The sequence below is a fragment of the Myxococcus eversor genome, assembly GCF_010894455.1.
Lineage (GTDB): Bacteria > Myxococcota > Myxococcia > Myxococcales > Myxococcaceae > Myxococcus > Myxococcus eversor.
Genome location: NZ_JAAIXY010000008.1, coordinates 1 through 26542 on the forward strand (window position 1 = coordinate 1; position 26542 = coordinate 26542).

Consider the following 26542-nt stretch of genomic DNA (forward strand, 5'->3'; position numbering starts at 1 on the left):
GCGGGAAACCGCGTGGGAGAGTAGGTCGCTGCCGGATTCTTTTTGAGAGAAGCCCTCGTCGCCTCGTGCGACGGGGGCTTTTCCTTTTGCGGGCTACGGAGTCCCCCTGCCTCGACGGCGGGGTGCCTGGGCCCAGCCAGGGCGGTCTTCACGGCTCGCCGCGGGCCGTGTGGGGACTCGAGGCGCCTCTTTCGTGCCGGTGGGGCCCGCGCCTAGCTTTCAGGGCACCCGCAGCACCACCTTGCCCACCGTCGCGCGTGACTCGAGCTGCTGGTGCGCCCGCACCGCCTCTCCCAGCCCCACCACCAAGCCCAGCGTCACCCGCAGCTGCCCTTTCCCCAATGCCTGGCCCAAGGCCTCTCGCGCCTGGCGCTGCAGGGCCGGTGGGTGCGGCGTGCGCAGCCAGTAGGCACTGATCTTCAATGACCTAGCATACAGCGCCTCCACGTTCACGAGGGGCGGGTGTCCACTCGCGCTTCCGTAGGCCACCAGGTGACCGAAGGGGGCGAGAGACTCGAGGCTGCTTTCCCAGGTGCTGGCTCCAACGGAATCCAGCACCACTCCCGCGGCCTCGCTTCCCAGAATCCTGGGCAACGGTGACTTCGCGTCGTACAGGCCACGACGACGCTCCGTGTCCGCGAAGTTCACTCCCGCCGCCTTCACTCGAATGCGGACCTCACCGGGACCTGGCGTCGGCTCGGGCACGTCGTCCAGGCGCAGGACCTCCGGCCCCCCTACCTTGTGATAGCGAATGGCTTTCATGCGGAGCCTCCTAACGGCGGACCTTGCTTCATGCCGCCGCTCTCACCGCACGGCGCTCTGGGCCGTCACACGTGAACGGGGTGCTATCTGCATTCCGCCCAGCGACGGCAGGTCCGTTGAGGCTGTCGGTGTTCCGTTGACGTTGGTTCACTGCGCGGAAAAAGCGACGGAATGACGGAAGGAACCTCTCGTGTGACTGGCCTCGCTCCGCCTGGCTTGCTTGAGTGGGTGGCCCCCCTCAGGCAGAGGAGCCTCCCGCATGAAGCTGCTTCGTCCCTCGCTCGGTGTTCTGCTCGCGGCTGGATTCTTCGTCGCGCCCATGAGCTCGGAAGCCGCCACGGTCCGTGTCGGTCTCGGAGCCGACTACTGGATTGACCAGAGCGCGGCCTTCAGCTTCCTGCTCGGTGTGGAAGGCCGAATCGCGGGGCCTGTCTCCGTTGGCGCCCGCTTCGGCGCGTCACTCATCACCGATGGCAATGACGTGGGCATCCCCCTGGACCTCGTCATTCGCGCCAACATCGCCAGCGCGAAAATCTACGTGGAGGGGCTCGTCGGCCCCTGGATTGTCATCGACCGGGGAGACGCACTCCGAGCCCACGCGGCCTTCGGCTTCGGCCTGCAGGGAAAGGCGGCCAGCATCGGCGTCGAGGTGGGCTACCTGGACCCCGACCCCGTCATCGGCCTGCGCCTGGCCTACAAGTTCTGAGGCCTCAGTAGTGGGGCGGACGCTCGTGCTGCCGGGAATCCACCAGCCCGGGCTCCGCCTCCAGCTTCTTCTTCAGGATGTCCAGCTCCACCCGCAGCGCCTCGATGACACGCTGCTGCTGATAGAGCACGTCGCTCAGCTCCTGCAGCGTCTCCTGCTGCTGCATGTAGCGGATCTCCAGCTCGGCGATGCGCTTCTCGTCCATGGGGCCTACCCTTACCCTGGAGAAGCCCTCGTCGTCCCCCCTCGCCACACGCTCCCGTCTCGCCATGAACGTCCAGGAACACCTCCAGCGGGCTCGAGACCTCCTCGCTCGCGGGCAACCCGAGCTGGCGGAGTCCGCCCTCGGTGATGCCATCGACGCCTCCGTCGCCGCGGACGACCTCATCCTGCTGACCCGTGCCCGCTTCGCGCTCGGAGAGTTCCTCTTCCAGCAGCAGCGCGATGACGAGGCGCTTGCCTACCTCCAGGCCGTCGTCCGCACCGAGCGGGTCGACGGCGCGGTGGACTCCGAGGTCAAGGCCTCCGCGCGGATGCTTCGTCAGATTCGAGGCACCGAGCCTCGGTGACGGCTCGATGTATCGCCTCGGGGCGATGTCGTAAGGCTGGGGGAGCCGAGCCTCGGTGACGCGCTCGATGTCTCGGCTCAGGGGAGATGCTGCGTGACTGGAGGAACCGAGCCTCGGCAACCGGCTCGATGTATCGGCATCAGGGGATGCTGCATGACTGGCGGATCAGCTCCATCCGCCCCGAGAAGCGTCGCTCCAGGTCCATCCGCGTCAGTCGTGCTTCGTCAATGAGCCTGGCTTGAAGTTGAAGCGCGCAGAGCGCCGCGAGGGACTTGGGGCTCGACAGGTCCAGCCGGTCCGCCTGTCTCAAGGCTTCCTGCGCGGCCTCGACGTCCCCCACGCGGAACAAAGCCAGGCCCAGCTCGTAGTACGCCAATGAGAGCCTCGGGTCCTCCTGCGTGGCCTTGCGGAACACCGCCACCGCCTCGCTGTCCTTCCGGTCCGCGCTCAACACCAGCCCCTGCTCCACCAGCAGCCGCGCTCGCGGCACCTTCCCCTGCAACCCCGCGAGCACCGCCAGGGCCTCCGTGGGCCGCTCGGCCGCGCTCAAGAGCCGCGCATACCGCAAGCCGATGAGCGGGTCCGCCGGCGCCTTGCCATGCGCGACGCCCATCGCCTCCGCGGCTCCCACCGTGTCTCCACTCTTCTCCTTCAACTCCGCTCGCAAGACCTCCGGCCTCGGGTCTCCCGGTGCCACCTGCGCGGCCCGCTCCAGCGAGGTGCGGACGCACCGCTCCATCCGCTCCGCGTCACAGATTCGCGCGAGCAACAACTGCGTCTCCACCGCCGCCGGCTCGCGTCGCTCCGCCTCCTGCGCCAGCTCGCGCGCCTCGGCGGGCGCTCCGGCCAGGAGCAACTCGGCTGCTTCACGCAGCTCGGCGGGGGTCGCCTTCGGGTGCGCTCGCAGCGGGAGCAGCAGCTTCACCCGCGTGTCCACCCCCTGCGTCACCCGCGCGATGGCCAGCTCCTGCTCCGGCATGTTCCTGGGCAGCAGGAGCGGGATGAGGTGGAGCAGGACCGCCACGGCGCAGACGACCCCCATGCCGCGCAGACCCCGATGACGCCTGGGCGACGGCCTGGCCAAGTTGTCCACATGCCCCTCGCGCGCGTCTTCCACCGGCGCTGGCTGCTCGGCTTCCATCCTCCGCACCTCTTCATCTCCCCGGGCAGGCGCCGCCGCTCACACCGCGCGAAGTCTCGTCCGAAGACCCCTCGGCAACTCCACCCCGCAGCTCCAGCACAGCTCGAAGTTGCCGGGGTTCTCCTCGCGACAGCCGGGGCACTCCACCGTGCGCGACGCTTCCTCTTCGTCCTTCTTCAGCTCCGCCACCACGCCCTGGGCGTGCTCCACGTCGCCGGGCAGCAGCCATAGCTCCACCCACGTCTCACCGCTCGGAATCTCTCCGCTCAGTGGCACGAGGGCCTCGCCACGCACCTCCACGGACATTCCCTCGGCTTCCAGCGTTCCCGCCAGCAACCGCGCCTCTCCTACCGTGCGGTGCACGGAGAACCGCACTCGCGTCATGTCTCCCTCTTCACAGAACGCGAGGCACTCGGCAACCACACCTGCCTTCCTCCTCGTGCCTCCACTCACCGCTGCCTGCTCGTCTGCTTATTGTTCATGCTTTGTCACAAGTGGCGCGGAAGCAGATCTCCCCGCCTCCCCCGTGTTTGCCTTTCACCGCGCGTCCAGGTGAAGATCAGCACCGACAGACTGTCGGCTCGAGAGCCTCCCCCCGCTCCTGTCATCCGGTGTGTGAAGCCTTTGTCCAGGAAGCGAGACGCCGTCCGATGCGTGCGCACGCTCTCCATATCAGTACGTCCGCCTTCGGGCGCCCGGTGTGGGCCCGACATGGCGTGGCCGTACTCTGCGCGGGCGCCGCCTGGGCCGTCCCGTGGCTGCTGGGGCCCCTCCCGACGTCCCTGGGGGTCCTCCTCTCCATCGCCGCGGTCCTCGTCGCCGCGCTCGTCGGTGGCGCCGGCCCCGCGTGGGTGGCCACGTTGCTGGGCTCGTTCGCCGTTGTCTCCCATACCTCCGCGAATCCCGTCGCCACCGCCGTCCTGGAGATCGCCCTGTTCCTCTCCGTCGGCGGGCTCGTCGCCCTCCTGGCGGGACGGCGTTCGAATGGAACCGTGGCGCCTCCCGGAGAGCCGCTGGAGGCCCGCCTGCTGAGAAGCCTTGGCGACGCGGTCCTCGCCACGGATGCCCATGGCGTCGTGCGCTACCTCAATCCCGCCGCCGCTCAACTGCTCCAATGTCCGGAACAAGAAGCCATCGGCGCGCCGCTGTCCCAGGTGCTGCGCTCCCGCCCCGAGTCCGGCTCCTTCCCCACCATCCGCCCCCCCACGCCGCTCGCGACCTGGTCCCAGTGGCCCCGCGCCCTGAAGCGACGTGACGGGGGGGAGCTGCCCATCGAGGAGTGCATCGCCCCACTCAAGGGCCGCGACGGCGAGGACCCCGGCGCGGTGTGGATGTTCCGCGATGCGACGTCACGCCGGCAGCTCGAACTGGAGCGCTCTCGGTTGCTCGAACGCGAACACGCCGCCTTGGGAGAAGCCCAGGCGCAGCGCGAGCGCATGGAGTCCCTCTTCACGCAGACTCCCGCCGCCATCGCCGTCTTCCAGGGTCCCGACCACGTCTGTTCGCTGCTCAACCCCCAGGCGCGCGCCCTGCTGGATGTCGACGGTGGCGCCATCGGCAAGCCCCTGCGCGACGTCCAGCCGGCCATGGACCCGGGCATGCTGAGCCTCCTCGATGAGGTCTACCTCGAAGGGCGGCCCTTCTCCGGACGTGAAGTGCCCCTGGCGTCGACCTCTCCCTATGTCACCCCCGCGCTCTCCCGACAGCAGCGGTTCCATGACTTCACCTGGCAACCCTGGCGTGATGCTCGCGGAGTCATCCAGGGCGTCATGGCCGTGGCCGTGGAAGTCACGGGGCTGGTCGTGGCTCGACGCGCCGCCGAAGACCTGGCTCGTGACCTGCGCGAGGCCGTCCAGGCCCGTGACGAGTTCCTCTCCATCGCCAGCCATGAGCTGCGCACGCCCATCACCTCCGTCCAACTCCAACTCCAGTTCCTCCTGCGCGCCGCTCCCGCGACGGACCCCGAGGGCGCCGTGTCGCTCGTGCACCGCCGCGTCGAGAGCACGCTGCGCTCCATGACGCAGCTCCATCAGCTCGTCTCGACGTTGCTCGACGTGTCTCGCATCCGCGCGGGACGGTTGGACCTGCGTCGCGAGCCGGTGGACCTGTCCTCCCTCACGCAGGACCTGGTCTCCCGAGTCCAGGAGGATGCCGCGGGTGCGCGGTGCTCGCTGCGCCTCATGGTGGACGAGCCCCTGGTGGGCTCCTGGGACCGCGTGCGCGTGGAGCAGGTCATCACCAACCTGCTCTCCAATGCCTTCAAGTACGGCGCGCAGCGGCCCGTGGAGGTCCACGTCACCCGCGAAGGAGACTTCGCGCGGCTGTGCGTGAAGGACCACGGCATCGGCATCGCTCCCGAGGACCAGGCCCGCATCTTCCACCGCTTCGAGCGCGCCGTGTCCCAACGCCACTACAGCGGCTTCGGCCTGGGCCTGTGGATTGTCCGGCAGATTGTCGAGGCCCTCCACGGCGACATCCGCGTGGAGAGCCGACCCGACGCCGGCTCCTCCTTCATCGTCCGGTTGCCCCTGGAGAGCGCCGCCACCGTCGACGCCTCCGCGTGAGGCGCTACTCCTCCTGTCGAAGCTGATGCGGCAGCACCACGTGCGCGTGCCGTGGGGCCCGGGCGTGCAGTTCGCTCGTCAGCAGCGCGTCCAGCTCGCCGAGCAGCGCGTCGTAGTGCGGTCCCGCTCCGCGCGCGGGCAGTCGCTCCGCGGCCAGGCGGACCCGAGGGGACTCCTCGTCCTCGAACGCGAGCGTCACCGCGAGGCCGTCCGGCCCTCCCGCCTGGGGGACCAGCACCGCGGGCGCCGGCTGCCGCGTCGCTTCCTCGAGGAGGGGCCCGAGGCTCCGCGCCTCGTGGGGCGTCAGGTCTCGCTCCGACACCACCTCTCCCTGCTCCAGGACCCACAGGTGCTTGAGTCCTTCCACCTTCAGTGCCTGGGCCGCCGTGTTCGTCCGGCCGCTGCGCTCATAGGTCATCGTCCTCATCACGCCCATCACCTCCGTGGATGGGAGGTAGGCACTCGGGCGCGCATCGCCATCCCCGCACGTGCGAACGGAGGCCCGCAACGCGGGGCACCCACCGCGCGGACGTACGCTTCAGGACAGCGTGGCGAGCCCGTCGGTCGAGTGCTCCCTCGCGAGCCACTCTCTACGGTGCGTCCCGCTCGAGCACTCCTTACTCGAGCATCTGGAGGCCTCGCCCATGGGCAACAAGGGAAGTGGCAAGACGCCGAGCGCGAATGACCAGCGCTCCGACTCGAAGAATCCCAACAACCCCTCGCAGAAGTCCGCGCAGGACAACCGCTCCAACACGATGAACCCGAACCACGGAGGCAGCAAGAACCCGCCGTCCACCACGCCGGGTGGCTCGTCCAGCGGCGGCGGACGTCCGGACCCCTCGAAGCACTGAAGTCCGTTTTCGCCCAAACGTCATCCCATCTCCGGCCGGACCAGAGCACCGGAGATGGAATGACGGAAGCTCAGCTCAGCGGGACTTGGGCGAGCACTCGCCCTCGCCCCGGAAGTGGCCGGCCGTGCGCACCAGCGCCGTGACGAAGTCGCGCAGGTTGCGCACGTTGCCCGCGCCCCCCGTGCCGTACTGCTCCGCCGGCAGCTCCGTGAGGTCCACCGCCGCCAGTTCCTCCAGGGTCACCACGCCGTCCGCCCCGGCGATGCCCAGCTTGTCCGCCGCCGCCATCGCGTCGAAGCGCATCTTCGCGTCCGGCGACTGCAGGTCATCGAAGAAGAGGTGGTCGCCGTGGATGGTGAGCTGCACCGTCTCCTCGCCGTCCTTGGGCACCGTCACGCCCGCGCCCAGCTCCGGGCTCTCGCAGTGCTCGTAGAGGGTGTTCGTCGTGAAACCCCAGTCGAACTGCTTCGTCACGCCGCCCTTCGTCGCGGTGCCCACCACGCGCACGCTGAGGCCATCCGTCTTCATCCGCTCGACGTCCGCCGCGTCCGCGTTGCCCGTCACCGCGCTCGCCACCGGCGCAATCGCGTAGCTGATGCGGTCCCACTCCTTCGCGTCCAGGTCCTTGAAGGACTCCACCACCACGGGCCCCGGCTTGTGCACGTCGAACACACGGGCCTGCGACTGCTGCGCGGCCACCTCGTCGTGCGTCTCCACCTTGACCTCGCTCAGCACCACGACGAACTTCTGGAAGCGCACCGTCCAGCCATCGACGAAGCCCGCCTCCTCGCCCACCGCGGCGGGAATCTCCTTCTCGATGAAGTCCTCGCCGTAGGTGGTGAACGTCACGTTGCCCGTGCCATCGCTGCACGCGACGAGCCCCAGGCACGACAACCCCAGCATCCAGTTCCTCATTGCATGGCTCCTTCTTCCCACGTCACCACGTAGGCGGTTGTGTCTTCCACGCCGCGCAGCAGCGCATTGCGCGCCTGACTGTCGGCGGGGAAGGTGTAGACGCCATCCGCGTCCGGGTCGGTCGCGGTGGCGAAGTCGATGCGGTCCAGCCACTTCCTCAGGTCCACGGTGAGGCGTACCCGGCCCGTCTCCATCCCGAGGGACTTCTCGAAGCGTACGCCGGCCACCGGCTTGGGCAGGTCCGCGTTCACATCGAAACGCACCTGGCCTCCATCCGGATTCGTCGCCGTGCCGACCACTCGCACCGCGTGGCCTTGCAATGCGCCCTGCGTCTCCATGGGTGTCGTGAGCGTCAGCTCCAGCGAGCCGTACTCTCCCGTCACCGCGCTCGCCGTGCCCAGGACGCTGACCGCGCCGAGCAGGTCCACTGTGTGCGTCTCCAGCAGTTCGCCCAGCGCGTCGCCCGGTATGTAGTGGCCCGGGTGTGCGTGCGCCGTGCCGCCGATGAGCGAGTACCAGTCGAAGCGCGGGGTGGGGCGGCTCGACAGCAACACGCGGCCCTCGAAGAAACGCACCGGGCCCACGGAGACGTGCGCGGAGTCGAGGACGATGCGCCACCCGCGCTCATTGCGCTCCTCCGACAACGTCGTCGCCGTCACCTCCACGGGGAAGGCGCGCCGCTCCGCCTCGCTGCCACAGCCGAAGAACGACAGAGAGGACGCGGCGGCAACGGCCAATGCGCCTCTCAGCATGTTTCTGCGCTTCATAGATGGACCTCCAAGGTGAGCGAGGCCATCCGAGGCGACCCCGCGGTGAAATGTCTGGCTGGCACGAGGCTGGCCGGGGCGCTCGGGTTGAAGCGCGAGCTGTAGACGAACTCGCCATCCCTCCAGCGCGAGTCGAGGAGGTTGCGCACCTCCAGACGCAAGCCCAGCTCCCCTCGACGCAGCGCCATCTCCGCGTCCGCGAGGAACACCGCCTGGCTGCGCTCGTCGAAGGGCAGCGGACGTGGACCCAGGAACGTCAGGCCCGTGCCGATGGAGAACAGGGTGCCTTCGCCTCCCAGCCACTCCACCGGCCGCTCCCAGCCGACATCCGCCCTGGCGACGAGCGGCGCGAAGTAGGGCAAGAGCGTGTCCGTCGCCGTCACGTACGCGTGCGCCACGGTGCCGCTCAGCGCCGCGACGAAGCCGGGCAGGGGACGCGCCTGGAGCGAGGCCGTCACCCCCGAGCGCAACGTTTCGCCCGTGTACACGGTGGTGCCCACCGTGTGGTCGAAGAAGAAGTCGTTCTCCACCTGCGAGCCGAAGGCGCTGAGCTGCGCGGCCCATCGCTCGCCGTCCTTCCTCGCTCCTAATTCCGCGCCGTGCACGGAGACGAAGGGGGCTCGCTCTCCTTCGGAGAGGCTTCGCGCCTGGGGAGAGCGGAAGCCGTCTCCATAGCTGGCGAAGAACCTCCACGACTCCGCGCCATCGGACAGCGCGTACTCCAGGCCCGCCTTCGCGCCCAGGTGCATGCCGAAGGCACTGCGCGAATAGCCCTGCCCGTCGTAGAAACGCGGGTCCCGGAACGCGAGCGCGTCGAAGACCTCCACGCCCAACGCGTCCGCTCGGCCTCCCAGCCGCAGCGCCCAGCGGCCGAGCGACATCCTTCCTTCCGCCCAGCCCCAGACGTTCGTCTGTGTGAAGCGCGCGTCCACTTCGTCGGAGAAGAACGTGCCGTCCGACTCTCGATAGCGACGCTGTGACTGCTCCACGCCGTCCCGCCGCGCGCCCAGGCCGAGCTCCAGCGTCACGGGGCGACCGAACGTCGTCACGTTGCGGCGGTGCTCCGCTCGCGCTCCCAGCACCGTGGCGTCATTCGTCTGCTCCAGTCCGTCGCCCCGGTCGTCCACCCGGTAGCCCGTGAAGTTGTTGCGCAGGCGCAGGTCGGAGATGACGCCGAAGAGCTCCAGCTTCGTGCGACCCTTGCCTGCTCGGGGGAGGTCCACTCCGAGCAGGAGCTGGTGTCGCGACACCGTGCCTCCCTGGCGCGGCGTGGACGCGGAGAAGAAGTCGCTGTTGCCCGTGAGCAGGTTGTCCTCTCGCACGACTCCCGGTGAGTCGAAGCGCGTGACGTAGCTGGCGCCGAGTGCTCGCACGGTGAGCCCGTCTCCGAGGCGCGTCGTCGCCTGCGCGAGCAGTGACGCCCGGCCGTAGCCTCGCTGCGAGCCGTAGCCCTTGCCCTCGCCGAGCTCCACCGCCGCGAAGGTTGCCGGGTCGTCTCCCGGCCGCACCGTGGCCACGAGGCGACGCTGACGGTACTGCCCCAGCGTGCCCGCGAAGTGGACGCCCTGCTCCTTCACGCCCAGGTCCATCCGCACCGTGCCCGCGACCGCGAAGTCGCCCTGCGACGCGCGATACGAACCCTCCGTGACTTCAATCGACTGGACGACCTCCGGGATGACGAAGTTGGTGTCCGCGTAGCCCAACGCGTGGATGTGGCTCACCTCGTTCACCGGCAGGCCCGCGACGTCCAGCTCCACGTCCTGGCCGTGCAGCGCATCGAAGCCGCGCAGGAAGAGCTGGTGGGCCTTGCCTTCACCGCTGTGCTGCGAGGCCACCATCCCCGGGATGGCGCGCAACAGGTCGACGGCGCTGCTTCGCGGGGCCGCATCCAGGATGTCTCGGCCGAGCGTGACTTCTGAAGCGCTTCGTGGGGTCCTCGTGCCTTGGACCACCGTGTTCCCCACGGGCTGTGATTCCGGGGGGAGCGGTGCGTCCGCGGTGGTGGGGTCCTGTTCCTTCGGGTTGGTTTCGTGCTCACTCGTGGGTTCCGTGTTCGTCACGCGGGGCTGGTGCTCCGGACGCGCGTCGGCCTCTTGCGCCTTGGCGACGCAGGGCAGACACCACGCGAGAAGACATGTCGACAGCACTGCCAGGACACGCACGGACATGGAGGCACCCACGGCGGGACAGCTCACGCTCCTGCGCCCTCGCTCACGCGGACTGCTCGCGTGACACCGCTGGCGCATCGCCGTGACAGCCCGCCGTCGTGGAGACGGGAAGCGATGTGCGATGACGCGTGAAAGACCTCGTGCTCACTCCGCGCACACGTGCGCGAGAGCACCGGGCTCACGCTCGATGGATTGTGGTGATGGGGGGCTGGACTACGGGCCCTGTGGCATCGCCGTGGGTCTCGGCGAGGCTCCGGGCGCGACAGCGGGCCCGCGTGCGACTTCAGTCGTCCAGGAGACCCAGCGCACCACGGGCACATGGACCACGGCCCAGGTCGTCGCCACCGCGCTCAGGTGCTCCACCGAGCCGGTCAGGTGCTTGTGCCCCTCCTGACCGTGCCGCTCGTTCTTCTGACCGTCGGTCTTCCGAGGCTGCTCTGGCGACAGGGAAGAGGTCTCGGCTCGGGCCTCGTGGGAGTGGGCCTTTCCGCCATGACGGTGGACATGCGCCGAACCACCCAGCCCACCCGCGTGGCCCACCACCGCGTGCAACACCGGCGCGACGGCAAGCCCGTACACCAGGACCATCAGGCCCAGGCTCGCGAGGTCTCGTCGGTCGTGGGGATTCAGCAAGGAGTGGTCAGCGGAGCAGGGGACGGTGGCCGCCTCCTACCCGGCTTCCTCCGTGCGCGCAAGGCAACCGCGGTCTGGGTGTCCACGAGTTACTGCAATCAATGACATGCAGGCGCGTTCGCTCGGGTGCACCCGGGTGGCTTCGCGGCGTGGAGCCCGATTCACTCGAGGACTCAGCAGTCGAGTCTCGTGCTCGGACCGCGCGGCTTTCGCGCACCGCTTCTCCTGACCAGGGAGTTCGGATGACGACGGCGCTGGAGTGATTCGCCAGGCCGCTGGAGTCGGCGATTCACCCGCGCGTGTCGCTCGTTGTGCCGCGCGGATGTCGATGGGCCAGGCGCGACGATGACGCCTCGATGTCCTTGCCCGGGAGTGGTCGTCCCGGTGCTCTACCCGTGCTGATGGACCCATGTCGGCGTTCTATACGGACAGGGCACGCTGTCCGGATGTGTGGCCCGTGTGTGATCTCACAACGCCCGGAAAGCAGCGCCCGCCGGCCGGAGGCTGTGCGGCCCGCGTGGCCTGGCACGCGCGTCGTGCGCTCACGGCGCCTCGCGGAGGGCTGCACTCAGCTTCTCGTTCGGATGTGTGAGGCCCGCGAGTCGTTGCGCTCACGGCGCCTCGCGGGGCCGCACTGAACTCCTCGTTTGGGTGTGTGAGGCCCGCGCGTCGTGCGCTCAAGGGGCCGCACTGAACTCCTCGTTTGGGTGTGTGAGGCCCGTGAGTCATGGCGCTCCCGGCCCCCATGGGGCGGTACAGCGCCCACCGTTCGGATGCTTCGCCCTCGTAGTTTGCGCCTACCTCTTCCGTGGTTCAGGAACGTGCCCACCGTCGCCCGGTGTGCCCGCCTGAGGTCGACTCCACGGTCCTTGGGCTCCTTCGCCCTCGTCCTCCCCCTGGGACGAGCCTTCCGCCGTCGCCTCGTCACTCCACCCAGGAGGTTGTCCACCAGTCCCCCTCGGGGATGTGGGTGCTGTAGCCCGCTTGACGCGGCGCATTGATTCCCGTGTCACCGAGGGCGGTCCGTCACTACAATCAGCACGTGCGTTCTGAATCCGCGGCGCTGCGCCAGTTGTCCACCGAAGGGGAAATCCCACCGACGAAGCCTCGCTCCGAGCGGCTGAAGTCCCTGGCCACCGAGGAGTTCGACGTCCTCATCATCGGCGGCGGTGTCACCGGCGCTGGCTCCGCGCGCGATGCCGTCCTCCGAGGACTCAAGGTCGCCCTCGTCGAGCGCGAGGACTTCGCCAGCGGCACGTCCAGCCGCTCGTCCCGACTCATCCACGGCGGCCTGCGCTACCTGGAGCACGGCCACCTGGGCCTCGTCTTCGAGTCCAGCATCGAGCGCCAGCGCCTGCTGAGGCTCGCGCCCCACCTGGTGCGCCCGCTCGCCTTCGTGTGGCCCGTCTATGCCGGCGCTCGCGTGCCTCGCTGGAAGCTCAACGCGGGCCTCATGCTCTACGACGCCCTCTCCCTCTTCCGGAACGTGAAGGGCTACAAGCGCCTCAACCGCGAGCAGCTCCACGCCGCCGAGCCCGCCCTCCGCACCGACGCCCTCAAGGGCGGCGCCCGCTACTACGACGCCGCCACCGACGACGCCCGCCTCACCCTGGCCAACGCCCTGGGCGCCGCCGAAGCCGGCGCCGTCGTCCTCAATCACGCCTCCGTGCAACGCCTCATCGTCGAGGACGGACACGCCCGCGCCGCCGTCGTCGTCGACCACCTCACCGGCCAGGAAATCACGGTGCGCGCTCGCGCCATCGTCAACGCCACCGGCCCGTGGAGCGATGAGATTCGCAAGCTCGACGCCTCCGGCGGCAACGTGCACGCGGTGCGCGGCAGCAAGGGCGTCCACGTCGCCGTCCCTCGCGAACGGCTGGGCAACCGCGATGCCCTCACCCTGCTGTCCCCCAAGGACGGCCGCGTCATGTTCGTGCTGCCCGCCGACGACTTCACCATCATCGGCACCACGGAGACGAACACGCGAGCCCACCCCGCCGAGGTGCGCGCCAGTGAGACCGACGTCGCGTACCTCCTCGAGTCCGCGAACGCCTTCTTCCCCGAAGCCCACCTCACCCGCGCCGATGTCGTCAGCGCCTGGGCCGGCATCCGCCCCCTCTCCGCCACCGGCTACCATGGCACCCAGGCAGACCCGGGTAGCGCCAGCCGCGAGCACCACATCGACGTGAGCCCCACCGGCGTGCTCGCCATCAGCGGCGGAAAGCTCACCACCTACCGCGTCATGGCTCGCGATGTCGTGGACGCCGTGGAGCGTCAGCTCGGGCAGCCTCGTCGCAAGTCGCCCACCGAGACGCTCCCGCTGCCCGGCGGAGACATCCCCAGCATGGACGCGGAGCTGGCCGCCGCGCGCGAGACGGTGGGCGACGCGGCCACCGCCGCTCACCTGGTGCGCGCCTACGGCAGCCGCTGGCGCCGGGTGTGGGCCCTCACGCGCGAGGACGCCTCGCTGGCTCGTCCGCTCGCCGAAGGTCTGCCGTACCGCGCCGCCGAGGCCGTGTGGGGCGTCACCCACGAGTTCGTCCACTCGCTCTCGGATTTGCTCATCCGCCGACTCAAGGTCGCCTTCGAGACACGGGACCTGGGCCGAGGTGCCGCCCAGGTGGCCGCCGAGGTCATCGCCCCCCGCGTGGGGTGGGACGCCGCCGAGACACAGCGACAACTCGACACCTATGCCTCCGACGCGCTGCGTATCTTCGGCATCGACAGCGCGGAGTCCTGAGCCGGTCGAAAGCCCGCGCCCAGCGTTCGCCTGCTTACGCCCGCATGTCTCACCTCCTGAGAGAGTCGTCCTCCGCCTGACAGGCCCGCGAGCAGCCGGACGGCCAGCGTGCTTAACTTGCACGTGGGGAACGCGAAGCGATGTGCTCTCGTTCACCCCGGCCGTGGATCCACGCCGGCGCAGGTGACGTACCTATCCGCTGGCCGGGATGCTCAAGGAGAATGACGATGAAGCGTTGGGTCTGGCTCGGGTTGCTCGGTGGGGCCGTGGCGTGCACCAAGGTGCCAGACCGTCCCCCCGTGGAGACCGAGGACGTCTGTCCCGGCACGGAGGAGATGTCGCTTCCCTCGCCCGCGCGGTCGTCTCTCGATGCGCAGGACGATGGCTCGGAGTCGGTGCTCATCACCTTCCGCCCCCGCATGTCCGCCAGCGCCATGGCGAACACGGACGCCTTCGCCGAGGACGCGCGGCGCGTGGGCGCCCAGGTCAGCCGGCGCTTCCCCCGGCTGAACACCGTGGTCGCGAAGGTGACGCCCGAGGCGCGCGCGGCGCTCGAGAGCAACCCCGACGTCCTGCGGGTGGAGCCCAACCGCCCCGTGCACGCGTTCGCCCTGCCGAGCCTGTCTCCCTCGCTCTGGCAGGCAGCGTTGCCGAACACGCGCGGCTCCATCGGTGAATACACCGACGGCCTGAAGGCGGTGCAGGCGACCCAGGTCTGGGACGCGAACAACGATGGTGAGCTGGACACCGGCGCTCCGTCGGGCACGAACATCAAGGTCTGCATCATCGACAGCGGCTGGGACAACCGGCACCCGGAGCTGGCGGCGGCGTACATCGGCGGCAAGGACTTCCTCGACGACGATGCCGAGCCGCTGGACCGGGGCACGGTGGACGGCGTGCTGCAGTGGGGCGGCGGCCACGGCACCCACACGGCGGCCACCATCGCCGCGCAGCTCGGCGCGGGCGCGCGCGTGCGCCCCGGCGAGGAGCCCAATGGCGTGGCGGGCGTGGCGCCCACCGTGTCGCTGCTCGTGGCCCGCGTGCTGAACGTCAACGGTGACGGCAACACCGGCAACGTCATCGCCGCCATGGAGTGGTGCGTGGAGCAGGGCGCGAACATCGCCTCCCTGTCGCTGGGCTCCACGGTCAAGTCGGATGCGGAGGAGCTCGCGTTCAAGAAAGCGCACGACGAGGGCATGGTGGCCATCGCGGCCACGGGCAACCGCGGCACGAATGAGACGTCCTATCCCGCCGGCTACGACACGGTGATTGCCGTGGGCGCGGTGGACAACAACAGCGCGTGGGCGCCCTTCTCGCAGTTCGGCGACTTCGTGTCGCTGGTGGCGCCGGGCGTGGGCGTGCTGAGCGCGACCATCGTCGGTGGCGCGCCGTATGGCGACGTCCAGGTCTCCGGCACGCGCTACGCCTCCGAACCGCTCGAGTACACCGGTGTCGGTGTCTACACGGGGAAGATGGTGTACTGCGGCCTGGGCGAGCGCGTGGCCTCCTGCGGCACGGGCGCCACCTGCGAGGGCTTCGTGGCGCTGGTGGACCGGGGCGGCGGCATCCTGTTCGAGGAGAAGGCGCGCAACGCCATCCGCGCGGGCGCCAAGGCCATCATCGTCGGCAACAACACCACCGAGGATGGCGCGGGCAACTTCACGCTCACCACGCCCTCCACCCACTGGGTGCCGACGACGTCCGTCACGCTCGCCTCCACCAACACCCTCAAGGGCCTGGCGGGACAGGACGCGACGGTGGACGTCACCGGCCTGGACTACCTGCGCCAGTCGGGCACGTCCATGGCCACGCCGCACGTGGCCGGAGTGGCCGCGGTGGTGTGGAGCGCGTGCCCCGCGCTCACCAACGACCAGGTGCGCGCGGTGCTCCAGGAGAGCGCGAGGGATTTGGGCGACACCGGCAAGGACCAGAGGTTCGGCTACGGGCTGGTGCAGGCCAAGGCCGCCGTGGACCTGGCGAAGCAGCGCTGCCCGACGCCCGCGCCGTAACCGCGCGAGTCAGTCCGCGCGCAGGGCCAGCATGGGTGAGGCGATGAGGCACGCGCCCACCCGGGCCTCCAGCGCGGCGGCGGCGTCCTCGCACGCCTCCACGCCGGTGACGACGAGGAGCTCGCGACTCCACGGCTCCTCCGTCCCGACGCCCACGCCGACACCGGTGCCGCCCCGAGGAAGGCTGAGGCCCACGAAGGCCACGGCCGCCGCGGCCGCCATCGCCATCTTCCCCCAGTGCCGCCACTGTCCCTCTCGCCGCGCGTGACGCACGGGCGCCGGGGCCTTCTGGGCGACGGCGAGCCGGGCCTCCAGCGCGGAGAAGCTCAGCGCGGGGCGGGCAGGCTCCCGGCGCGCGCGCTGGGTCATCCACCCGCGCTCCAGCCGCTGCCACGTCAACGCGTGCTTGCAGGCGGCGCAGACCTCCGCGTGCGCGCGCACCCGCGCGGCGTCCTCGGGTGCCAGCTCTCCGGCCAGCAGCGCGTCCAGCTCGCTCTCGCGGCAGGTGCTCATGGGCGTCCTCCTCCGACGTGGGCGGCCAGTTGCTCGCGCAGGCGCAGGCGCGCGCGGTGGATTTCGTTCTTCACCTTCGGCAGCGACCAGCCCATCACCGAGGCAATCTCCTCATAGGCGAGCCCATGGTCGATGCGCAGCAGCAGCGCCGCCCGGCGCTCCGCGTGCAACATCCCCAAGGCCTCCGTCAAAAGCCCCGCCAGCTCCTGGTCCAGCAACAGGTCCTCCGGCGACGGCGTGGGCAGCACCGCCTCCACCTGGTGCGCGTGCTCCTCGTCCGCCACATCCACGTGAACCCCCCGGGTGCGGCGGGACTCCAGATAGACATGCCGGGCGATGCCCAACAGCCACGAGCCCACCCGGTCCTCGTCGCGCAGCGCGCCCAACCGCGAATGGGCCCGAACGAAGGTCTCCTGCGTGGCCTCGTCCGCGGCCGCCTCGTCGCGCAGGAGGTCTCGCAAGAAACGCCAGACGGCGGGGGAGTGCCGCTCGAAAATCACCCGGAAGGCGGCGGGGTCCCCCGTGCGCGCCCGGCGCAGCAGGCCGCGCTCCCCATCCGTGTCGGATGGAGGCGTACCCACCAGGACCATCTTCACGGCGGAGAGAAGAGCCACGGCCCTACCGTGTCACGAGAGGCCCGGGAGTTTCAGCGGCCCCGTCGAATCCCTCACGGGTGGGGGTGTCACGGGATGCCCGCCTGGTCTTCTCCCAAGGGCCGGGAGCCAACCTTGTTGGGAAGTTGGCGTTGTTGGTATGAGAATCCCATGTCTTCCGATTACGCCCGTCCGGACGCGGCTCCGGCGGCGCACGCTCCGCGTCTGCACGGCCACCTCCCCGTGCTCGACGGTGTGCGGGGCCTCGCGGTCCTGCTGGTCGTCTTCTTCCACACCACGCACCTGAGCGACCAGAGCGTCGCGGGGCGCGCCACCTGGTGGCTGGCCGGTGCGGGCTGGACGGGCGTGGACCTGTTCTTCGTCCTCTCCGGCTTCCTCATCACCGGCATCCTGTGGGAGGCGAAGGGGCAGACGTATTACTTCCGCAACTTCTACGCGCGCCGCGTGCTGCGCATCTTCCCGCTGTACTACGCGGCGCTGGCCGTCTCGTTCCTCGTGCTGCCGTCGCTGGTGGGGCGGCTGAACCTGGACGAGCGCATCACCACGGATGGCGCCGTCTGGTACCTGCTCTACCTCTCCAACTTCTACCAGCTGTGGACAGACACCACGCACCCCATCCTGGGCGTGGTGTGGTCGCTGGCGATTGAAGAGCAGTTCTACATCGTCTGGCCCTTCCTCATCGCCGCCGTCTCGTACAAGGGCGCCATCCGCCTGTGTCTCGGCACCATCGCCATGGCGGTGGCGGTGCGGGTGGGCCTCACGCTGTACGGCGCCAGCGAGGAGAGCACGTACGTGGTGACGCTCTGCCGCGTGGACTCGCTCGCGCTGGGCGCGCTGTTGTCCCTGGCGCTGCGACATCCCGAGGGCAAGGGGATATCCGCCTTCCCGTGGATGCGCTGGGCGCCGTGGCTGGCATTGCCCGTGGTCGCGGCTGTGATTGCGCTGCCGGTGGGCCCGGCGTTCAAGACGGTGCTGCGCACCGGCGGCTACACGGCGGTGGGCATCCTCTACACGGTGCTGGTGTACCGCGTGGTGGCCGCGAAGCAGGGCACGCTGCTCCACCGCTTCTTCTCCAACCGCGTGCTCCTGATGTACGGCAAGTACAGCTATGCCATCTATCTGGTGCACTCGCCGCTGGATGCCATCCTCCGGCGCACCGTGCTGAAGACGCCGCTGAAGCAGGTGGGAGGCTCCGACTTCCCCGTGCAGTTGCTCTTCTACGTGGTGGCCGCGTCGCTCTCGCTGGGCATCGCCCTGGTGAGCTGGAACCTCTTCGAGAAGCACTTCCTCAAGCTCAAGGACTACTTCCCGTACAGCGAGCGTCCTGCTCCGACTCCCGCGCCTGCCCCGAGCAGCTCTCCAGGCGCCGCGAGCTGAAGCACAGACACGCGCGCGGGAGGCTTGATGCGTCCCGCGCGCCGTCGTGCGCGCCGTCAGTCCGGTTGGATGAGCGCCTTGGCCACCATCAGGGCCCACGCCTCGGCGGAGTCCAGCTCCGCGCGGGCGCTGCAGTAGCGGTCCATGCTCTCGTCGGAGCCGTCTCGCAGGAAGATGGCGTCATGCAGCTCGCGCTGCGCACGGCTGAGCCAGAGGCTCGCCTGGAGGCGCAGCTTGGCCGCCGCGTGAGGGTCCTTCAGCGACTGACCAGGCGTCAGCAGCTCGTGCTCTTCGGGATACAGCACCGTCATCTTGTTGTAACCGGCATGCTCAAGTGTCGTAGTCATGAATTGAGAATGTGAACCGAGCGCCGAGCAGGCACCTGTCCGCTCGGGCAGGTGTCTGTCTTGTAGCGAGCACGCGGCGCCCAGGAACCACTCAGAGCGGAAACTTCCGGACGGTGCGATTTCTGTGCGCCGCGTCAGGCTTTACTTCAGGCTCTTCATGTCGATGACAAACCGGTATTTCACGTCACCCTTGAGAAGCCGGGTGTAGGCGTCATTCACCTGCTGGATGGGAATCACCTCCACGTCGGAGACGACGCCGTGCTGGCCGCAGAAGTCGAGCATGTCCTGCGTCTCCTGGATGCCGCCGATGCTGGAGCCCGAGAAGCTCCGGCGCTGGCCGATGAGGGAGAAGGGCTGGACGGGAAGCGGCTTCTCCGGGACGCCGACGAGGACGAGGCTGCCGTCGATGCGCAACAGGCGCAGGTACGCGTTGATGTCGTGGGGCGCGGAGACGGTGTCGAGCACGAAGTCGAGGGTGCCCTCCTGGGCCTTCATCTCCGCCTCGTTCGAGGAGACGACGACTTCATGGGCGCCCAGGCGCAGCGCGTCCTGCTTCTTCTTGTCCGTGTGGCTGAAGACGATGACGTGCGCGCCGAAGGCCCGCGCGAACTTCACGCCCATGTGGCCCAGGCCGCCCAGGCCGACGACGCCCACGCGCTGGCCCGCCTTCACGTTCCAGTGCTTCAGCGGTGAGTACGTGGTGATGCCCGCGCACAGGAGCGGCGCGGCGGCGGCCGGGTCCAGGTTCTCCGGGACGCGCAGGACGTAGGCCTGGTCGACGACGAGCACGTTGGAGTAGCCGCCCTGGGTGGGCTGCTGGCTTTCGCGCTCTCGCGAGTTGTACGTGTAGGTTGCCCCGCGCTCGCAGTACTGCTCCAGGCCCTGCTTGCAGGCCTTGCAGGCGCGGCAGGTGTCGACCATGCAGCCGACGCCGACGGAGTCGCCGACCTTGAACTTCGTCACGTTGGCGCCGACGCGCGTGACGCGCCCGATGATTTCGTGGCCGGGGACCATGGGGAAGATGGAGCCGCCCCACTCGTCGCGGGCCTGGTGGAGGTCGGAGTGGCAGATGCCGCAGTACTGGACGTCGAACTGGACGTCGTCGGGGCCGGGCTCGCGGCGCTCGAAGTGGAAGGGGGCCAGCGGGGACTTGGCGTCCTGGGCGGCGTAGCCACGTGCGGGAATCATGGGGAGGTCCTTGATGGGGGTGAGCGAACGCGTGGAATATGCGAAGGCGCCCCCGTTCGCGAAACAAATGGAATCCGAACGCGGCATGTAGAAAAACTTCGCAATGGCCTTCACCCCGCTCAACGCGCTGAACGCGTTCCTCGCCGTGGCCCGTCGGCGCAGCTTCGCGGCGGCGGCGGCGGACCTGGGAGTCTCCGCCTCCTCGCTGAGCCAGTCCGTCCGCCAGCTCGAGGCGCGGCTGGGCGTGCCGCTCCTGACGCGCACCACCCGCAGCGTGGCGCTCACGGAGCCGGGCCGTCGGCTGCTCGAGGGCGCCGGACCGTCGGTGGACCAGGCGCTGGCGGCGCTGAAGGTGGCGGTGGCCCAGCCAGGCGAGGTGACGGGCCTGGTGAGGCTCACCGTGCCGACGGTGTCCGTGTCGCCCGTCGTCGCGCCCATCCTGACGCGCTTCCTGGCCCGCCATCCCCGCGTGGAGGTGGAGCTGCGGGTGGAGGACTCCATGGTGGACATCGTCACCGAGGAGCTGGATGGGGGCATCCGCTTCTCCGAGTCCCTGGAGCGCGACATGGTGCAGGTGCGCCTGTCGGAGGGCTTCCGCTTCGTGGTGGTGGGCTCGCCCGCGTACCTGAAGCGCCGGGGGACGCCGGAGAAGCCGCGGGACTTGCTGGCACATGACTGTCTTTGCATCCGCTCCGGCACCACCGGGGCGCTCTACCAGTGGGAGCTGGAGCGCGGCTCCCGGAGCTGGCGCGTCCCGGTGCGGGGGCCGCTGGTCACCTCCAGCCACCACGCGCTGATGGAGCTGGCGGAGTCGGGCGTGGGCTTGATGTATGCCTTCGAGCCGGAGGTCGCCGACCGGGTGAAGCGGGGCGCGCTGCGCATCGTCCTGGAGCCCTATGCGGCCCACGTGGACGGCTTCTACCTCTACTTCCCCAGCCGCTCCCGCGTGTCCCCCGCGTTCCGCGCCTTCGTGGACGTGGCGCGCGAGGTGGCGGCGGAGCAGCGGGCGCCCGAGGCCCGCACGGAGCCGCGGCCAGGAGCGTCCCCTGGAGGGCGTCCCACGCGCGGCCGACAGGCCGGTGGGTAGTCAGGCGCTGGGGATGCCTCGGGCGCGGGCCCTGACGCGGGCGGCCTCCTCGAAGGCGCCGGCCTCCTCCAGCGCGGTGGCGGCGCGGAAGTAGAGCAGCGCGGCCTCCATGTGCCGGAAGGCGGAGGCCTCCGCGTTGGCGGCGGCGACGAGGTGGGGCGCGGCGCGCTCCGGCTCCTTGCCCTCCAGCCAGTGCTGCGCGACGACGACGGGGGCGGCCTTGCGCTGCTCCAGCGCGCTGGCCAGCCTGCGATGGAGCAGGGGAATCAACGAGGGGGGAATCGTCTCCCGCACCACCTCGAAGAGCAGGTCATGCGTGAAACGCTCTCCGCGCAGCACGTGCGCGGCCTCCAGTTCAGAGACGTGCTGGGCGAGCGTCAGCGGCGTCATCTCCAGCACCTCGACGGCCAGCTCCAACTGGAAGGACGTCTTCGCGAGCGCCGCCAGCCGGGCCACTTGAAGCGCCTGGGGCGACAGCCGCTCCAGCCGCTGCTGAATCAAGTCCCGGCCCCGGCCGGAGGGGTGGACGTGCTCGGGCCACCCCCGCTCCAGCCCGCCCGACTCCAGCAGGTGACGCAGCGCCTCCATGATGAACAGGGGATTGCCTCCCGTGTAGCGCATCACGTTGTCCGTCAGCCGCTCCGCGCCCGCCAGCTCCAGGCTCCCCAGGAGCGCGCCCACCGAGTCCGTCTCCAGGGGCTCCAGCTCGATGACGACGGCGAGCCCCGCCTCCACGAGCTGCTGGATGCAGCCGATGGCCACCGGCGTCAGCTCGCCCTTGCGGAAGGTGTCCACGAAGTGGGGGAAGGCGCCGCCCGGCTGCGTGTCGTGGCGACGCGACAGCATGAGCAGCGCGAACTCCGCGGTGGCCGCGTCCATGTAGTGCAAGTCATCCGCGACGATGGCGTCCAGCCCCGAGCACAATTGGTAGACAGCCTGACAGTTGGCTTCCAGGAAGCGGCTGCGGTCCGCCTCGTCCACCATGGGCGGAGGAAGGCCCTCCGGCCCGGCCATGTCCGGCATCAGCCGCGCCAGCTCCCGGCGCACCCACGGCTCCAGCCTGGCGTCCGGACGCTGGGCCAGGAGCTGTCGCAAGAGCCGCACGTGAGAGGAATAGGCCACGTGCATCTCCCCGGGCCGCGACTCCAGGGTGATGTGGCCGCCGCGCGAGGCGGCGAAGTCATGCGCCAGCCGCGTCTTGCCCACCCCGGGCTCGCCGCTGAGGAAGATGGTCAGCCCCGCCTCCCAGGCCTCCTCCATCCGCGCCCACACCCGCTCGCGCCCCACCAGCACGGGCGGGCGCAGCACGGACAGGGGCAGCTTCGCTGGCTGTACGCGCGCGGCATGCGCCGTCGTGGGGCCCCGCTCGATTTCCCGCGCCAGCGCCACCGTCTGGGGCAAGGGCTGGGTGTCCAGCTCCTCGCGAAGCAAGCGGCGGCAGCGCTCGAAGGCGTTGAGCGCGGAGCCCCGGTCTCCGGAGACGTAGTGCAGCCGCATCAGCCGGCGCCACGCCTCTTCCGAGTACGGGTCCATGCCCAGCAGCTTCTCCGCCAGGACGAGCGCGCCGGACAAATCCCCCGCGCGCTCGCGCGCCTCCGACTCCGCGGACGCGGCGCGTCGTCGCAGCTTGTCCAGCCGCTCGCGCGCGCTCTCCAGCCACGCGTGGAACTCCGGGCAGTCGTCGAACTCCAGCGAGGACAGCAGCACGCCTTCCTGCTCCAGCACCTGCGAGTGGCGCCCGGCCAGCGCGTGGGCCTGGAGCTGCGAGGCGTCCACGGTGATTCCCTCCGCCAACGACAGGACATCCCCGCCCTGCACCAGCTCCGCGCCCGTGGACAGACGCAGCCGACGCAAGAGCTGTCGCATGTTGTTACGCGCGGTGACTTCGCTGGACTCGGCCCACAAGAGGCCCGCGAGGCGGTACTTCGGATGGGGACCTTCCAATGCCAACCATGCCAGCACCGCGGCGGTGCGGCGCTCCAGGGGCACGTGTGCGCCGTCATGCCGCAGGCGCGCCTCGCCGAGCAGCTCCAGGTGAAAGACTTGCGTCCCTGCCGCGTCGTCGCCTGCCATGGCCTCCGAGGTTCCAAGAATGAGAGAGAGCGTTTCGCGCAACGTAACACGTCGCACCCGATGCTCCCTCGCGGGTAGGGATGACCCCAGGCAGGGTCCGAGGTACCGGCCGCTTTCCCTCTCGAATTTCCAGGACACGGCAGCTCGCCGTCACGAACGGACGACGTTGCGAAACCTTTCGTGCGGTCACACCCTGGTCACACCTCATTCGTTATTGATTGCTCCAGACTGAATGAACCCGGGGGCTCTCATGGTTTGTGACAAGCAGCAGGCCGACATGGAGGTTGATGTCATCATCAGCGGCTGCGGTCCTGTGGGAGCCCTGACATGCAATCTGCTGGGCTCCCTGGGAGTGCGGACGCTGGTGTTGGAGCAGGACCTGGCGCCGCATGGACAGCCGCGCGCCTTCTCCTGCGATGACGAGGCGCTGCGCATCTACCAGGCCACGGGGCTGGGCCCGGAGCTCCAGAAGGACATGAGGGAGAACCGCTTCGCCGAGTACGTGGGCGAGACGGGCAAGCGCTTCGCGGAGGTGCACACCGGCACGGCGGACTTCGGCTTCGGCTACTCGCCGCTGTGGTTCTTCCACCAGCCGCTGGTGGAGGGGGTGCTGCGCGACGGCATGGCGCGCTTCCCCCACGTGAAGCTCCAGGTGGGGGCGGGCGTGGAGGCGCTGGAGCAGGACGGCACCGGGGTGACGGTGCGCTACCGGCTGTCGCAGACGGGCGAGGTGCGCACGGTGCGCGGGCGCTACCTCCTGGCGTGCGACGGGGCGCGCAGCGGCGTGCGCAAGGCGCTGGGCATCAAGATGTCGGGGAAGGCCTACGGGGAGCCCTGGCTGGCGGTGTCCGGTCGGGTGGAGGGTGACGCGCCGGAGCTGTGCCGCTTCGTGTGCGACCCCAATCGCCCCGCCTTCGTCGCGACGGGCGCGGTGGGCCAGTTCCGGTGGGAGTTCATGCTGATGCCGGGCGAGACGCGCGAGGAGATGGAGCGTCCGGAGACCATCAAGAAGCTCCTGGCGCCCTACATCGACCCCGAGCGCGTCCACGTGGAGCGCGCGCAGGTCTACACGTTCCACTGCCTCAACGCGGCGCGCTGGCGCGACGGCAACGTGTTCCTGCTGGGTGACGCGGCGCACACCATGCCGCCCTTCATGGGCCAGGGCCTGGTGTCCGGCATGCGCGACGCGTCGAACCTCGCGTGGAAGATTCAGCGCGTCGTCCGGGGCCTGGCGCCGGCGTCGCTGCTGGACACCTACGAGGAGGAGCGTCGTCCGCACGTGGAGGCGGTGCAGAAGCTGTGCGTGCGAGTGGGGCACCTGTTCCTCGCGCGCAACAGCTGGGTGGCCGGCGCGCGCGACATGGTGATGCGCGCGCTGCAGCGCATCCCCCGGGTGCGCCGCTTCATCCAGGACTTCGAGTTCAAGCAGCCACCGATGCACGAGCGCGGCTACTACCTGGGCGGTGGGCATACCTCGGAGTCGCCGGAGGGCACGTTCTTCATCCAGCCCAAGGTGCGGTTGCCGACCGGCCAGGAGGTGCTCCTGGACGACGCCATCGGCAATGACTTCGCGGTGCTGTGCCGGGCCAACGCTCCGGCCGCGCAGGTGGCGGCGGCGCGCGGGCTGGCGGAGGCCCTGGGTGGGCGGCTGCTCGCCGTCCAGTCGACGGGCGTGGACGGCGGCGACGTGCCGGCGGTGGAGGATATCACCGGGAAGTTGGGCGACTGGTTCTCGCGGCATGACTCGGATGTGGTGGTGCTGCGGCCGGACCGCTTCGTTTTCGGCGCGGTGAAGGCGGAGCGGCTGCCGGAGCTGCGTGACGCGCTGGGGGTCTGACGCACCCCTCGCCCGAGGGCCTCGTGGATATCCGAGGGGCGCTCGGGCCCCTCGGTCCCCGGGGGCGGGGTGAAGCGTGACGTCTGTCGTTGGCGGGGCGAGGGAGTCCCGGTGCCGGGTGTCATATCGCGGTGAGGGTGGCTCCACCTTGAGGACCGAGACGTTCTCGAGGGGGGACACCCATGTTGACGCGGCGAAGACGGCACGTTCATTCCATTCATTGCATCCTGCCTCCGTATCTCCTGCGCTCCATCGCGGAGAACGGCACGCCGCGGCAGCGCGTGAAGGCCCTGCGCACGGTGGCCACGGACACCACCTTCCGCGCCCTGCGCTTCGCCGGAGGTCGGGTGGCCGCGTCGTCTTCATCCGTCCGCCGGCTGCCGGCGATGATGGTGGAGTCCCAGCGGCAGCGGAGCATCTACGACTTGAAGGGCGAGGAGGCCTTCCCCGGGACGCTGGTGCGCTCGGAGGGACAGGGGCCGTGCGGAGACCTCGCGGCCGACGAGGCCTTCGATGGCCTGGGCGCCACGTATGACTTCTTCTGGGAAGTCCTCGGGCGCAACTCCATCGACGGGGATGGGATGCCCTTGCAGGCGTATGTCCATTACGGGCGGGGCTACGACAACGCCTTCTGGGATGGGCGCCGCATGGTGTTCGGCGACGGGGATGGGGAGCTGTTCAACCGCTTCACCATCGCCCTGGACGTCATCGCGCACGAGCTGTCCCACGGCGTGACGGAGGACGAGGGGCCGCTCTGGTACTTCCAGCAGGCGGGCGCGCTGAACGAGTCGATGTCGGATGTCTTCGGCTCACTGGTGAAGCAGCGGCTGCTCGGACACACGGCGGACCAGGCGGACTGGCTCATCGGCGCGGGGCTCCTGGCGGACGGAGTCGAGGGCCAGGCGCTGCGCTCGATGAAGGAGCCTGGGACGGCCTTCGACGACGACGTGCTGGGCAAGGACCCGCAGCCCGGCCACATGCGCGACTACGTCACCACGTGGGAGGACAACGGAGGGGTGCACATCAACTCCGGCATCCCCAACCGCGCCTTCTACGGGGCGGCGACGCGACTGGGAGGCAACGCGTGGGAGCGCGCGGGCCGCATCTGGTACGAGGCCGTGAGGGACCCGCGCATCACGCCGGACACCCACTTCTCCGACTTCGCGCGCATCACCGTCATGTCCGCCACCCGGCTGTACGGCACCGGCGAGGAGGTGGCGGCCGTGAAGGAGGCCTGGGAAGAGGTGGGCATCCGCGTCTCGCGAGACAGGGTGTCCGTGCCGCAGTGGGGCAGCGTCCAGCCGGGAGCTTGAGCCGTGTCGAGAGAGCACGTCCGAATCCAACTCTCGCAGGAGGGTGGGCTCGCCGCCTTCCCGGGGCTTGCCCGCCCGAGGAGCGTGGAGCTGAGCGAGCTTCCCACCGAGCAGGCCGAGGCGATTGAGCACGGCCTGCGCGACGCGCGCTTCCGTGAGCTGCCAGCCGTGGTGGGTGGTGGTGGCTCCGCGTCGAAGGGCGCCGACCAGCGCCGCTACACCCTCACCGTGGAGGAGGGACCGCGGCGACACTCCGTGAAGCTGGTGGAGCCGGTGGAGGACCCCCACTTGCGAGAGCTCTTGTCCCTGGTGAAGCGCGCCACACGCCGACGCGGTGGTGGACATTAGAACTAAGGGCTTAGTTGACG

The 26542-nt window shown here is 69.7% G+C and carries 25 protein-coding genes; 11 read left to right on the forward strand and 14 right to left on the reverse strand.

Annotated elements, in window-relative coordinates; all coding sequences use genetic code 11:
- Positions 1-219: 219 nt before the first annotated feature.
- The gene (locus G4D83_RS17340; protein ID WP_163865886.1) at positions 220-762 is read right to left on the reverse strand and encodes a quinone oxidoreductase family protein; all 543 of its coding nucleotides are present in this window, start codon (positions 760-762) and stop codon (positions 220-222) included.
- A gap of 259 nt (positions 763-1021) precedes the next feature.
- Between G4D83_RS17340 and G4D83_RS17345 the strand changes: the two genes are divergently transcribed.
- Positions 1022-1468 (forward strand): hypothetical protein, encoded by a 447-nt coding sequence (locus tag G4D83_RS17345; protein ID WP_163865887.1) that lies wholly within the window; start codon positions 1022-1024, stop codon positions 1466-1468.
- Between the two features lie 4 nt (positions 1469-1472).
- Here the strand turns inward: G4D83_RS17345 and G4D83_RS17350 are convergent, their stop codons facing one another.
- On the reverse strand, positions 1473-1673 hold the full coding sequence (locus G4D83_RS17350) for a SlyX family protein (RefSeq protein ID WP_163865888.1): 201 nt from the start codon (positions 1671-1673) through the stop codon (positions 1473-1475).
- A gap of 64 nt (positions 1674-1737) precedes the next feature.
- Here G4D83_RS17350 and G4D83_RS17355 point away from each other — a divergent pair, with 64 nt between their 5' ends.
- Positions 1738-2037, forward strand: coding sequence for a hypothetical protein (locus tag G4D83_RS17355; RefSeq protein WP_163865889.1), 300 nt, complete (start codon positions 1738-1740; stop codon positions 2035-2037).
- Positions 2038-2176: 139 nt separating this feature from the next.
- On the opposite strand, the gene G4D83_RS17360 is transcribed toward G4D83_RS17355, so the two are convergent.
- Both G4D83_RS17360 and G4D83_RS17365 read right to left on the reverse strand, forming a co-directional pair.
- On the reverse strand, positions 2177-3061 hold the full coding sequence (locus tag G4D83_RS17360; protein ID WP_240356377.1) for a tetratricopeptide repeat protein: 885 nt from the start codon (positions 3059-3061) through the stop codon (positions 2177-2179).
- Positions 3062-3217: 156 nt separating this feature from the next.
- Positions 3218-3562 carry a hypothetical protein gene (locus G4D83_RS17365; RefSeq protein WP_163865891.1) on the reverse strand — a complete coding sequence of 115 codons (345 nt, stop codon included), beginning with the start codon at positions 3560-3562 and terminating at the stop codon, positions 3218-3220.
- 332 nt (positions 3563-3894) lie between these two features.
- On the opposite strand from G4D83_RS17365, the gene G4D83_RS17370 reads away from it, so the two are divergent.
- Complete coding sequence (locus G4D83_RS17370; protein ID WP_163865892.1) at positions 3895-5742, forward strand: ATP-binding protein; 1848 nt, start codon at positions 3895-3897, stop codon at positions 5740-5742.
- Between the two features lie 4 nt (positions 5743-5746).
- Here the strand turns inward: G4D83_RS17370 and G4D83_RS17375 are convergent, their stop codons facing one another.
- On the reverse strand, positions 5747-6169 hold the full coding sequence (locus G4D83_RS17375) for a hypothetical protein (RefSeq protein WP_163865893.1): 423 nt from the start codon (positions 6167-6169) through the stop codon (positions 5747-5749).
- A gap of 217 nt (positions 6170-6386) precedes the next feature.
- On the opposite strand from G4D83_RS17375, the gene G4D83_RS17380 reads away from it, so the two are divergent.
- The gene (locus G4D83_RS17380; protein ID WP_163865894.1) at positions 6387-6593 is read left to right on the forward strand and encodes a hypothetical protein; all 207 of its coding nucleotides are present in this window, start codon (positions 6387-6389) and stop codon (positions 6591-6593) included.
- 75 nt (positions 6594-6668) lie between these two features.
- On the opposite strand, the gene G4D83_RS17385 is transcribed toward G4D83_RS17380, so the two are convergent.
- The 4 genes from G4D83_RS17385 to G4D83_RS17400 form a co-directional block, all read right to left on the reverse strand.
- The gene (locus G4D83_RS17385) at positions 6669-7508 is read right to left on the reverse strand and encodes a hypothetical protein (protein ID WP_163865895.1); all 840 of its coding nucleotides are present in this window, start codon (positions 7506-7508) and stop codon (positions 6669-6671) included.
- Positions 7505-8275 (reverse strand): hypothetical protein, encoded by a 771-nt coding sequence (locus G4D83_RS17390; protein WP_163865896.1) that lies wholly within the window; start codon positions 8273-8275, stop codon positions 7505-7507. The genes G4D83_RS17385 and G4D83_RS17390 overlap by 4 nt, the downstream gene beginning before the upstream one ends.
- Positions 8272-10443 (reverse strand): TonB-dependent receptor, encoded by a 2172-nt coding sequence (locus G4D83_RS17395; protein WP_217911248.1) that lies wholly within the window; start codon positions 10441-10443, stop codon positions 8272-8274. The genes G4D83_RS17390 and G4D83_RS17395 overlap by 4 nt, the downstream gene beginning before the upstream one ends.
- 213 nt (positions 10444-10656) lie before the next feature.
- On the reverse strand, positions 10657-11076 hold the full coding sequence (locus G4D83_RS17400; RefSeq protein ID WP_176434343.1) for a hypothetical protein: 420 nt from the start codon (positions 11074-11076) through the stop codon (positions 10657-10659).
- Positions 11077-12118: 1042 nt separating this feature from the next.
- On the opposite strand from G4D83_RS17400, the gene glpD reads away from it, so the two are divergent.
- Both glpD and G4D83_RS17410 read left to right on the forward strand, forming a co-directional pair.
- Entirely contained in the window at positions 12119-13816 is a 1698-nt protein-coding gene (glpD, locus tag G4D83_RS17405; protein ID WP_163865897.1) for a glycerol-3-phosphate dehydrogenase, read from the forward strand.
- A 227-nt stretch (positions 13817-14043) separates the two neighbouring features.
- Positions 14044-15825, forward strand: a complete 1782-nt coding sequence (locus tag G4D83_RS17410) for a S8 family serine peptidase (protein ID WP_163865898.1) — start codon at positions 14044-14046, stop codon at positions 15823-15825.
- Between the two features lie 9 nt (positions 15826-15834).
- Here the strand turns inward: G4D83_RS17410 and G4D83_RS17415 are convergent, their stop codons facing one another.
- Positions 15835-16338 carry a zf-HC2 domain-containing protein gene (locus tag G4D83_RS17415; RefSeq protein WP_163865899.1) on the reverse strand — a complete coding sequence of 168 codons (504 nt, stop codon included), beginning with the start codon at positions 16336-16338 and terminating at the stop codon, positions 15835-15837.
- Positions 16335-16952 carry an RNA polymerase sigma factor gene (locus tag G4D83_RS17420; protein ID WP_163865900.1) on the reverse strand — a complete coding sequence of 206 codons (618 nt, stop codon included), beginning with the start codon at positions 16950-16952 and terminating at the stop codon, positions 16335-16337. The genes G4D83_RS17415 and G4D83_RS17420 overlap by 4 nt, the downstream gene beginning before the upstream one ends.
- A gap of 150 nt (positions 16953-17102) precedes the next feature.
- On the opposite strand from G4D83_RS17420, the gene G4D83_RS17425 reads away from it, so the two are divergent.
- Positions 17103-18329, forward strand: coding sequence for an acyltransferase family protein (locus G4D83_RS17425; RefSeq protein ID WP_163865901.1), 1227 nt, complete (start codon positions 17103-17105; stop codon positions 18327-18329).
- Positions 18330-18385: 56 nt separating this feature from the next.
- Here the strand turns inward: G4D83_RS17425 and G4D83_RS17430 are convergent, their stop codons facing one another.
- Positions 18386-18676: a FruA-associating protein, FapA gene (locus G4D83_RS17430; RefSeq protein ID WP_163865902.1), complete on the reverse strand. Its 291-nt coding sequence runs from the start codon at positions 18674-18676 to the stop codon at positions 18386-18388.
- Between the two features lie 141 nt (positions 18677-18817).
- On the reverse strand, positions 18818-19864 hold the full coding sequence (locus G4D83_RS17435; RefSeq protein ID WP_163865903.1) for an NAD(P)-dependent alcohol dehydrogenase: 1047 nt from the start codon (positions 19862-19864) through the stop codon (positions 18818-18820).
- Positions 19865-19967: 103 nt separating this feature from the next.
- On the opposite strand from G4D83_RS17435, the gene G4D83_RS17440 reads away from it, so the two are divergent.
- A complete protein-coding gene (locus G4D83_RS17440; RefSeq protein WP_163865904.1) occupies positions 19968-20951 on the forward strand; it encodes a LysR family transcriptional regulator in 984 nt (327 codons plus the stop codon).
- Here the strand turns inward: G4D83_RS17440 and G4D83_RS17445 are convergent, their stop codons facing one another.
- Entirely contained in the window at positions 20952-23024 is a 2073-nt protein-coding gene (locus G4D83_RS17445) for an ATP-binding protein (protein ID WP_163865905.1), read from the reverse strand.
- A gap of 250 nt (positions 23025-23274) precedes the next feature.
- Between G4D83_RS17445 and mhpA the strand changes: the two genes are divergently transcribed.
- The 3 genes from mhpA to G4D83_RS17460 all read left to right on the forward strand — a co-directional run bounded on the left by mhpA (position 23275) and on the right by G4D83_RS17460 (position 26522).
- Positions 23275-24861 carry a bifunctional 3-(3-hydroxy-phenyl)propionate/3-hydroxycinnamic acid hydroxylase MhpA gene (mhpA, locus tag G4D83_RS17450; protein ID WP_163865906.1) on the forward strand — a complete coding sequence of 529 codons (1587 nt, stop codon included), beginning with the start codon at positions 23275-23277 and terminating at the stop codon, positions 24859-24861.
- Positions 24862-25043: 182 nt separating this feature from the next.
- Positions 25044-26174, forward strand: a complete 1131-nt coding sequence (locus G4D83_RS17455; RefSeq protein ID WP_163865907.1) for a M4 family metallopeptidase — start codon at positions 25044-25046, stop codon at positions 26172-26174.
- Positions 26175-26177: 3 nt separating this feature from the next.
- On the forward strand, positions 26178-26522 hold the full coding sequence (locus tag G4D83_RS17460; protein ID WP_163865908.1) for a protealysin inhibitor emfourin: 345 nt from the start codon (positions 26178-26180) through the stop codon (positions 26520-26522).
- The last annotated feature ends 20 nt before the right edge of the window (positions 26523-26542 follow it).

Excerpts from the sequence above, each read along its gene's own strand:
- G4D83_RS17355 (WP_163865889.1), top strand. The coding sequence starts at position 1,738 with ATGAACGTCCAGGAACACCTCCAGCGGGCTCGAGACCTCCTCGCTCGC.
- G4D83_RS17415 (WP_163865899.1), bottom strand. The coding sequence starts at position 16,338 with ATGAGCACCTGCCGCGAGAGCGAGCTGGACGCGCTGCTGGCCGGAGAG.
- G4D83_RS17375 (WP_163865893.1), bottom strand. The coding sequence starts at position 6,169 with ATGAGGACGATGACCTATGAGCGCAGCGGCCGGACGAACACGGCGGCC.
- G4D83_RS17410 (WP_163865898.1), top strand. The coding sequence starts at position 14,044 with ATGAAGCGTTGGGTCTGGCTCGGGTTGCTCGGTGGGGCCGTGGCGTGC.
- G4D83_RS17345 (WP_163865887.1), top strand. The coding sequence starts at position 1,022 with ATGAAGCTGCTTCGTCCCTCGCTCGGTGTTCTGCTCGCGGCTGGATTC.
- G4D83_RS17390 (WP_163865896.1), bottom strand. The coding sequence starts at position 8,275 with ATGAAGCGCAGAAACATGCTGAGAGGCGCATTGGCCGTTGCCGCCGCG.
- G4D83_RS17340 (WP_163865886.1), bottom strand. The coding sequence starts at position 762 with ATGAAAGCCATTCGCTATCACAAGGTAGGGGGGCCGGAGGTCCTGCGC.
- G4D83_RS17350 (WP_163865888.1), bottom strand. The coding sequence starts at position 1,673 with ATGGACGAGAAGCGCATCGCCGAGCTGGAGATCCGCTACATGCAGCAG.
- G4D83_RS17455 (WP_163865907.1), top strand. The coding sequence starts at position 25,044 with ATGTTGACGCGGCGAAGACGGCACGTTCATTCCATTCATTGCATCCTG.
- G4D83_RS17425 (WP_163865901.1), top strand. The coding sequence starts at position 17,103 with ATGTCTTCCGATTACGCCCGTCCGGACGCGGCTCCGGCGGCGCACGCT.
- G4D83_RS17445 (WP_163865905.1), bottom strand. The coding sequence starts at position 23,024 with ATGGCAGGCGACGACGCGGCAGGGACGCAAGTCTTTCACCTGGAGCTG.
- G4D83_RS17395 (WP_217911248.1), bottom strand. The coding sequence starts at position 10,443 with ATGTCCGTGCGTGTCCTGGCAGTGCTGTCGACATGTCTTCTCGCGTGG.
- G4D83_RS17385 (WP_163865895.1), bottom strand. The coding sequence starts at position 7,508 with ATGAGGAACTGGATGCTGGGGTTGTCGTGCCTGGGGCTCGTCGCGTGC.
- G4D83_RS17440 (WP_163865904.1), top strand. The coding sequence starts at position 19,968 with ATGGCCTTCACCCCGCTCAACGCGCTGAACGCGTTCCTCGCCGTGGCC.
- G4D83_RS17380 (WP_163865894.1), top strand. The coding sequence starts at position 6,387 with ATGGGCAACAAGGGAAGTGGCAAGACGCCGAGCGCGAATGACCAGCGC.
- mhpA (WP_163865906.1), top strand. The coding sequence starts at position 23,275 with ATGGTTTGTGACAAGCAGCAGGCCGACATGGAGGTTGATGTCATCATC.
- G4D83_RS17430 (WP_163865902.1), bottom strand. The coding sequence starts at position 18,676 with ATGACTACGACACTTGAGCATGCCGGTTACAACAAGATGACGGTGCTG.
- G4D83_RS17365 (WP_163865891.1), bottom strand. The coding sequence starts at position 3,562 with ATGACGCGAGTGCGGTTCTCCGTGCACCGCACGGTAGGAGAGGCGCGG.
- G4D83_RS17435 (WP_163865903.1), bottom strand. The coding sequence starts at position 19,864 with ATGATTCCCGCACGTGGCTACGCCGCCCAGGACGCCAAGTCCCCGCTG.